The following is an 8,064-nucleotide window of genomic DNA, read 5'->3' as shown; positions in this document are numbered from 1 at the left end:
TGGCCTCCGTCCAGCCAGCATCTTGAATCACAATCACGCCGCTTTGGGAATCCTACGATTCTCTCAAGAGATGAAACGCTCTAGCGCCACAGCTGATGGATGAGGGCCGGGTGGCGCTAAGGTCGATGGCTCGACGCAACAAGCTCGGCCTTGCGCCGCGCCGTTTCCAACCCGATGGCGATGAAGCGGCGCGCATGCCGGGCCAGCTCCATATTGTCGGTCCATAGATTGCGCCAGATGGCGGTTTTCTTCGACAGGTTCTCGTCGACGATCTCCGACGAGAAGGATTCGAAGCTGAGGTCGTCGCTATAGCCGACCGCGGTCAGCGCATCGAAGATCGCGGCAAAGTCGATGTTGCCGGTGCCGAGGAAGCCGCGATGGCTCTCGCCGATATGGACATAGCCGATCTTTTTCGCAGCGTGGCGGATGGCCAGCCCGACATCGGCTTCCTCGATGTTCATGTGGAAGGTGTCGAGATGCAGGAAGATGTTATCTGAGCCGGTGTCCTCGATGAAGGCCAACCCTTGCGCGGCGGTGTTGAGCAGATTGCTTTCGAAGCGGTTGACGATCTCGAGGTTGAGCGTGACGCCGGCGGCCTTGGCGGTCTCCGCGACCTTGGCGAGCGTTCCGGCGCTGCGGTTCCACTGGTCGCGCGTCGGCGCCTCAGTTTGCAATCCGTGGCCGGTCGAGAGGATGCCGGCGACCTTCTGGCCGCCCAGGTCCCGGGTCAGCGAAATGGTGTCATTGAGGATTTCGACGCCGCGCGCGGCAATTGTCTTGTCGGGGCTCGAAATGTCGCCGTCGGCCGGCAGTCCGATGCTGATCGCCACGCCGAGATCGAGGTCGGCGATGCGCTTGGCCAGCCCGCCAATGTCGACATTGGCAGGGTCGAGATAGGAGAATTCGATCAGGTCGAAACCGGCTTCTTTGGTGTTGGCCAGCGTCCGTTCGAGGTCACCTTGCGCCGAGCTTGCCGACCAGACGAAAGAATGGATTCCAATGCGCGACATGATCGTCTCCGGTTGCGCGGGAGCATCGGACCCAAAAGTGGAAACCGGTTTTGGAGAATCCGATGCTCAAACAAAAAATGGTGCGGCCGGTCAGCCCGGCCGCACCGGCCTTGGGAGGCTTAGCGGGCTGCGGTCCAGCCCTTGTAGTCCTTCAGATTCTCGGCCGTGATCAGCTTCGGGTCGAGCAGCACCGTCGCCTCGGCCGGCTTTTTGCCGGCGAGCACTTCAGCCGCCATCTGCAGCGACTGGCCTGCCATCACATAAGGGTCCTGCGAGGCCGAAGCCTTGATCATCGACGTGCCGGAAGAGAGTTCCTTCTCGATATCGGGCGCGCCGTCGACCGCAGTGAAGATGAACTCCGAGCGGTTGAGCTGCTTAGCCGCGAGTTGGGCGCCGATTGCCGTCGGATCGTTGATGGCGAACACTGCGTCGATCTTGTCGAAACGGGTCAGCAGCGACTGGAACACCTTCAGGCCGCCGTCGCGCGAGCCCTCGGCATTCTGGTCGTCGGAGAGGATCTTGATATCCGGGTGCTTCGCAAGCACGTCCTTGCAGCCCTTCACCCGCTCGAGGATCGACGACGATGCCGGGCCGTTCAGGATGACATAGTCGCCCTTGCCGCCGGTATGGTCGACCAGATACTGGCAGGCCGCTTCGCCGGCTTTGACGTTGTTGGTCATCACGGTGACGTCGGCGCCCGGCGCCGAAACGTCGAACGCGGCGACCACGATGCCCGCGGCCTGCGCCTTCTTGACCGCCGGTGCGATCGCCTTGGCATCGACGGCGTTGAGCATGATCACGTCGACGCCGGCAGCGATGAACGAGTCGACCTGCGAGACCTGCTTGTTGAGGTCGTAGTCGGCCGACACCGACGTCACCTCGACATTCGGGTTGATCTTCTTGGCCGCGTCTTCGATGCCCTTGATGGTGGCGACGAAGAACGGGTTGCCGAGCAGGCCGACCGAGATGCCGACCTTATTCAGGTCCTTGGCCGAAGCCGGTGCTATGGCGACGGCCGCAAGGGCGACGCCGCAGAGCAGTTTAGCGATGGTCTTCATTCTTTCCTCCTGATGCCCCGCGCCTCTCACGGTGCGTTACATGAAACCGGGTCGTTGACGCCGGCGACTAAGGTCAATCACGTTCTTGCTCCTGCCTGGAGCCTGTAGCGGTCGAGGGCGACCGCCACGATGATGACCAATCCCTTGATGATGTACTGCCAGATGTCCGAAACACCGGCCAATATGAGCCCGTTGGAGAGCACCGCGATGATCAGGCCGCCGATCAGCGTGCCCCAGATCGAGCCGACGCCGCCGACGAAGCTGGTGCCGCCGAGAATGACCGCGGCGATGGCGTCGAGTTCGTAGGACTGCCCAAGCTGCAGCCCATTGGCCGCGTAGAGCCGGGCCGCCGACATGGCGCCGCCAAGGCCGGCCAGAAGGCCGGAAACGCCATAGACGAAGAGCAGCACCAGCGGCACCTTGATGCCGGTGAGACGGGCGGCCTCGGCATTGCCGCCGACGGCATAGATCCAGGTGCCGAGCACGGTGCGTTTGAGCACCAGCCACGACAGCACCACGACCGACAGAGCGATGATGACCAGCCAGGGGATGCCGAACAGCGAACCGTTGCCGATGAAGTCGAACGGCAGGTCCGAGTTGAACACAGTGGTGTCCTGGCCGAGCAGGCGGGCGACGCCGCGCACGGCTGTCAGCGAACCAAGCGTGACGATAAAGGGCGGCAGCTTGATATAGGCGACGAGCAGCCCGTTGATGATGCCGAAGCCGAGGCCGACCAGAATGGCCGCCGGCACGCCGAGCATGCCCCATTCCGGCACCAGCGACACCATCACCGCCACCATCGCGGAGGCGGCAAGGATGGCGCCGACGGATAGATCGATGCCGCCGGTCAGGATGACGAAGGTCATGCCGGCCGCAAGCACGATGTTGATCGACGACTGCTGGGTGACGATCAAAAGGTTGGTCTCGGTGAGGAAGCGCGGGTTCATGAACTGGAAGCCGGCCGCCAAAAGGATCAGCACCGGCAGCATGCCGAGCGCGGCGAAGGCGGTGCGCAACCGCCGGTTCTTGCCGACGGCCTGGTCGCCCGCGCTTATCTCGGTTGCCTTGTCGGTCATCGCTTGGCCGCTCCCGTTGCAAGTTCCATGATTGCTTCCTGACTGAGCGGCTGGCCTTCGGATGCCGTCACCTCGCCCGATATGGTGCCGTCGCGCATAACCAGCACGCGGTCGGCGACGCCGATCACCTCCGGCAGTTCACTGGAGATCATCAGGATGGCGATGCCCTTCTTGGCGAGATCGTCGATCAGCCGGTAGATTTCCGACTTCGCCCCGACATCGACGCCGCGGGTCGGCTCGTCGAGGATGAGAACCCGAGGCTCGGTCTCAAGCAGGCGGGCGAGCAGCACCTTCTGCTGGTTTCCGCCGGACAGCGAGCCGGCATTGGCCTGCACCGACCTGGTGCGGATGGAGAGTTCGGAAACGGCCTTGGCGGCGCGCCTTTCGGCCGTCGCAAAGTCGCGCAAGCCTCCGACCTGCGCGTCCCTTGCGAGCACGCCCATGCTGATATTGTCGGAAATCGACATGTCGAGGAACAGACCGAGTTCCTTGCGGTCCTCGGTGAGGTAGGCGATGCCGGCATCCAGCGCCTCGCGCGGCGAGCCGATGGCTATCGGCTTGCCGTCGAGTTCCAGCGTGCCTGATGTGTGCCTGTCGGCGCCGAAGATCAATCGTGCGAGCTCGGTGCGGCCCGAGCCGACCAGGCCCGCCAGCGCCAGCACTTCGCCCTTGTGCAGATCGAAGGAACAGTCCTTCAAAAGATGGCCGTCCGACATGCCCTTTACCGATAGCGCGATTGCGCGCTTTGCGTCCGGCGGGCGGTGATCTTTCTTGTAGAAGGCGGACAGGTCGCGGCCGACCATCATCGAGACGAGGCGCGAGGCATTCAGGTCGGCGCGTTCGAGCGTGCCGACATAGCCGCTGTCGCGCAGCACGCTGACGCGGTCGGCAAGCTGGTAGACCTCTTCCATGCGGTGGCTGATGTAGATGATGGCGATGCCTTGCGACTTCAGCGTCGCAATGACTTCGAACAGCCTGTCGGTCTCGCGCGAGGTCAGCGATGTGGTCGGCTCGTCCATGACGATGATGCGCGCGCTGGTCGACAGCGCGCGGGCGATTTCGACCATCTGGCGTTCGCCGAGTGATAGGCTTGAGACGGAGGCGCGCGCCGAGAAGGTGACACCGAGCCGCGCGATGATTTCCTTGGCTCGCCGATGGCACTGGTCGCGGTCGACGATGCCGAACCGTCTCGGCTCGTTGCCGAGGAAGATGTTCTGCGCGACCGTCAGGTTGGGCGCCAGCGACAGCTCCTGATAAATGACGGCAATGCCGTTGGCGCGTGCCTTGATCGGATCGCCGGTCGCGACCGGTGTGCCGTCGATCAGGATATCGCCGCCGGGGTCCGGCCGGTAGGCGCCGGACAGCACCTTCATCAGCGTCGACTTGCCGGCGCCGTTTTCGCCCATCAGCGCGTGCAGTTCACCGGCGTGAACGGTCAGCGACACATCCTGCAAGGCGCGGATTGGGCCGAATGTCTTCGAAATGTGCCGCATCTCCAGCACCGGCTGGCGCGCCGTTTCGATTTGGGCAGCGGCGGTCATCGTGTACCTCGCGCTGCAGTTTCAACGATGCCTCGATCGGCGGAGAGGCCGCGCCAGCTGTCGCGGTATCCAGCAAGACCAGCGAAGCCGGAGGCGCGCACCGGCTCCGGGGCCTCGGCGGCAAATTCGCGTCCGACGCTCTCGAAGGCGAGAGCCGCCGCTCCGGTGGCGCTGCCTTCCAGCGTGGCGCCCTGCATGAAGGCCTGGCCGGGACGCAGCTGCGCCAGCAGGGCGGCGAGCAGGCCGCCACTGTTCAGCCCGCCATCGACAATGACGGTATTGTCCGAATGGATCAGGTCGAGACACAGATCGACCATCAGCGCGACATAGAGCAGCGCCACGGCCGCACGCTCCTCCGCGGTTGGCGCGCGCCCGACCAGTGCGCCGGGATGGCCAGGCATCGGCCCGCCTGGCGCGAAGCTGGGCAGCGCCATAATGCCGGCGTCGATTACCTGCTGTAGCGTGGAGCGGGCGATCGTGCCCTGCCAGCCGGCGCTGATGACAGCGAATTCACGCCCGCCCATGAAGCGGATGGTCGGCACCGGGCCACCATCGACATCGACATTGACCAGCATATCGCGGTCGCGATCGAGCGCGTCGAGCGGGCAGTCCGGATTGAGCACGATGACCCAGGTGCCGGTCGAAACGACGGTGACCGGGCCAAGCTCCTGCCGACGATAGGCATGGAGCGCCGCATTCGAGTCGTGAACGCCGTTATGGATGGCGATCGGCCGGGCTGCCTCGCCGAAGCGCTGCTCGCCGATGACCGTGCCGGCACGCTCGAAGGCGGGCATCTGGCCGCGCCAGCCTTCGGCATCGACCAGCGAGGAGAAATCGCGTTTGCGCGGCGCCCACAGATGCGAGTGACAGCCGAGATAGGACACTTCCGACACCGCCCTACCGCCGAAGCGCCAGCTCCAATATTGCGGATAGCCGAGGATCGATTTCGCGGCAGCGAACGCGCCGGGTTGCACCGCCTGCAGCCACAGCATGTGGCGACCATAGTTGAAGCCGAGCGGCAGATGCGGCGAGAAGGTCTCAGCAAAATCCGGAATGCGGCGATCGATCTGCGCGGCAATCCCGGCCGGCGGCTCCTGCTCGTAGTCGAGGATCGGGTGCGTCAGCGCCGCATCGTCAACCAGGGCAAAGGTGCAGCCATGGCCCGAAACCACCAACCCCTCTATGCCATGATTGTCGACCGCTTCGCCGACGGCGCGAGCCGCCCAATCGTGAAGCGCCGTTTCGTCGAGCACACTGAAGCCGCCTTTGCGTATCCAGTTCGGCTGGGTCCGGCGCTCGTCGAGGGTCTGCCCGTCCTGGCCGAAGACGAACAGCTTCGAATTGGTCTTGCCGAAGTCGAGGACAGCCACGTTCACTGGAGGGCTCCCGAGGCAGAGGCGATCCGCACCGTGACGCCGGCGTCTTCCAGCATGCGTGCGTCGGCATCGGAGAGGGCATCGTCGGTTACCAGCGTACCGATGCGGGACAAGGGCAGCGCGACGTTGCGCGCGTGGATCGACAGTTTGCGGCTGTCGGCCAGCACCACGATCTGGTCGGCGCATAGGCTGAGTTCGACGATGGAGCGGACCAGCAGCGGATGCGATTCCAGCAGGCCCTCCTGGCCGATGCCTTGCGCGCCAAGAAAGAACTTGGAGGCATAGAACGGCACGGCCTGGGTGAGCGAATGGATGATGCCAGGCTCACGATGCAGTTCACCGCCGGCAATGGTCAGGCTGCAATGGCCATGGTCGCTCAGATAGGCGACGAGCGGCATCGAGTTGGTATAGAGCCGGATGTTGCGGTCGGCGAGCTTGGCGCCGAGATGGAAACAGGTCGAACCGCCATGCACGATGACGGCGTCGCCGTCGCGCACCATGGTCGCGGCGAGAGCGGCGATCTGCCGCTTGGCTTCGACTGCGAGATCGCGGTTCTCGTCATAGGGCCTGGCATAGGCGACACCAGCTTGCGAGGCGCCATCGAGCGCCGAGATGCCGCCATAGACCTTCCGCGCTTCGCCGGCCTCATCGATCTTGTCGATGTCGCGCCGCACCGTCGCAGCCGACACGCCGAGCCGCTCCTGCAACTCGCGCACCGAGGCGAAGGGGCGATCCCGCAACAACTCGACGATCTGACGCTGGCGGCCGGAGTCGCTCAACGGATACCTCCCGAAAATGCCATTTTGCCACGGCAATTGGTGCAACTTACTCAACACGCATCGGATTGCAAGCTCGATTTGACGAGATAAGATCACTATTGACGTAACTTACTCGCATCTGCGATACCAGCGTCAACATCCAAAGCCGTGGCCACGCGGCCGGTTTGTGGAGGACTTTCGATGGCAAACTATGCGGATGCGCAGGAATTGGCTGCTTTGCGGTCGCTTTCGGCCAGCATCGGGCGCGACCCGCATCTGACCCAGGCCGCCGGCGGTAACACTTCGCTGAAGGCCGGCGACACGCTCTGGATCAAGGCTTCCGGTACCTGGTTGAAGAATGCGCTCGCCGAGGACATCATGGTGCCCGTGGCGATCGCGCCTCTGCTTAAGGCTGTCGAACAGCGCGACCCGGCTGCCGATCAGCCTCAGGCGTTCGCCATCGAGGCGCTCAATGCCCGCAAGCTGCGTCCTTCGATCGAGACCACGGTTCATGCGCTGATGCCGCAACGAGTCGTTCTGCATGTCCACTGCGTCGAAACCATTTCGCTTGCCGTGCAGGCCGACTGCGAGGCTCAGCTCGCCAAGCGCCTCGATGGACTCGAATGGGCGTATGTTCCCTATCGCCGACCGGGCCTGCCGCTTGCCCAGGGCATTGCCGAGCGCCTTCGGCCAGGCGTCGATGTGCTGATCCTTGGCAATCACGGGCTGGTCGTCGCTGCCGAGACCGTCGCCGGCGCCGAGGCACTGCTGCGTCGCGTCACAGGGCTGCTGGCGCGGCCGCCGCGCGAGGTGGCGGAGCCGGACATTGCGGCATTGACGGCGCTCATCGGACGCACCGGTTACAGGTTACCGGCGGATGTGGAAGCACATGTCGCCGCAATAGATCCGGAAAGCTGTCGCATGGCGTCGGGAGGCAGCCTCTATCCCGATCACGTCATCTTTCTCGGCAAGGGTTCGGTGGTGGCGAGGCCTGGCGAGGACGTTCCGCGCGTCACCGAGCGGTGCGGTGCGGCACCGGTGGCAATCCTGTTTCCCGGGGCTGGCGTGCTGATGCGTGGCGACGCCAGTGCCGGCGCCGACGCCATGCAACGCTGCCTCGCCGACGTGACGGCGCGGGTCGACGTCGCGGCGAAGCTGAACTATCTGACCGCCGCCGAGAACGACGAGCTGATCAACTGGGACGCCGAGCAGTATCGCCAGAAACTCAATGCAGCTGGCGGCTGA

General features: G+C 64.3%; 7 protein-coding genes. 1 reads left to right on the top strand and 6 read right to left on the bottom strand.

What is annotated here, in order from left to right:
* Nucleotides 1-116: 116 nt before the first annotated feature.
* The 6 genes from NKH73_RS21030 to NKH73_RS21005 form a co-directional block, all read right to left on the bottom strand.
* Entirely contained in the window at nt 117-1,010 is an 894-nt protein-coding gene (locus NKH73_RS21030; protein WP_352935713.1) for a sugar phosphate isomerase/epimerase family protein, read from the bottom strand.
* A 119-nt stretch (nt 1,011-1,129) separates the two neighbouring features.
* Nucleotides 1,130-2,068 carry an ABC transporter substrate-binding protein gene (locus NKH73_RS21025; protein WP_352935711.1) on the bottom strand — a complete coding sequence of 313 codons (939 nt, stop codon included), beginning with the start codon at nt 2,066-2,068 and terminating at the stop codon, nt 1,130-1,132.
* A gap of 77 nt (nt 2,069-2,145) precedes the next feature.
* Nucleotides 2,146-3,144, bottom strand: a complete 999-nt coding sequence (locus tag NKH73_RS21020; RefSeq protein ID WP_337124291.1) for an ABC transporter permease subunit — start codon at nt 3,142-3,144, stop codon at nt 2,146-2,148.
* Nucleotides 3,141-4,685 (bottom strand): sugar ABC transporter ATP-binding protein, encoded by a 1,545-nt coding sequence (locus NKH73_RS21015; protein ID WP_352935707.1) that lies wholly within the window; start codon nt 4,683-4,685, stop codon nt 3,141-3,143. Before NKH73_RS21015 ends, NKH73_RS21020 begins: the two co-directional genes overlap by 4 nt.
* Nucleotides 4,682-6,061, bottom strand: a complete 1,380-nt coding sequence (locus NKH73_RS21010; protein WP_352935705.1) for a carbohydrate kinase — start codon at nt 6,059-6,061, stop codon at nt 4,682-4,684. The genes NKH73_RS21015 and NKH73_RS21010 overlap by 4 nt, the downstream gene beginning before the upstream one ends.
* On the bottom strand, nt 6,058-6,840 hold the full coding sequence (locus NKH73_RS21005; protein ID WP_352935703.1) for a DeoR/GlpR family DNA-binding transcription regulator: 783 nt from the start codon (nt 6,838-6,840) through the stop codon (nt 6,058-6,060). The genes NKH73_RS21010 and NKH73_RS21005 overlap by 4 nt, the downstream gene beginning before the upstream one ends.
* 180 nt (nt 6,841-7,020) lie before the next feature.
* Here NKH73_RS21005 and NKH73_RS21000 point away from each other — a divergent pair, with 180 nt between their 5' ends.
* Nucleotides 7,021-8,064 (top strand): class II aldolase/adducin family protein, encoded by a 1,044-nt coding sequence (locus NKH73_RS21000; RefSeq protein ID WP_352935700.1) that lies wholly within the window; start codon nt 7,021-7,023, stop codon nt 8,062-8,064.

It is taken from the genome of Mesorhizobium sp. M0938 (genome assembly GCF_040319125.1).
Classification (GTDB): Bacteria; Pseudomonadota; Alphaproteobacteria; order Rhizobiales; family Rhizobiaceae; genus Mesorhizobium; species Mesorhizobium robiniae.
This window is presented reverse-complemented; position numbering and strand designations above follow the sequence as displayed.

Excerpts from the sequence above, each read along its gene's own strand:
- NKH73_RS21030 (WP_352935713.1), bottom strand. The coding sequence starts at position 1,010 with ATGTCGCGCATTGGAATCCATTCTTTCGTCTGGTCGGCAAGCTCGGCG.
- NKH73_RS21025 (WP_352935711.1), bottom strand. The coding sequence starts at position 2,068 with ATGAAGACCATCGCTAAACTGCTCTGCGGCGTCGCCCTTGCGGCCGTC.
- NKH73_RS21020 (WP_337124291.1), bottom strand. The coding sequence starts at position 3,144 with ATGACCGACAAGGCAACCGAGATAAGCGCGGGCGACCAGGCCGTCGGC.
- NKH73_RS21015 (WP_352935707.1), bottom strand. The coding sequence starts at position 4,685 with ATGACCGCCGCTGCCCAAATCGAAACGGCGCGCCAGCCGGTGCTGGAG.
- NKH73_RS21000 (WP_352935700.1), top strand. The coding sequence starts at position 7,021 with ATGGCAAACTATGCGGATGCGCAGGAATTGGCTGCTTTGCGGTCGCTT.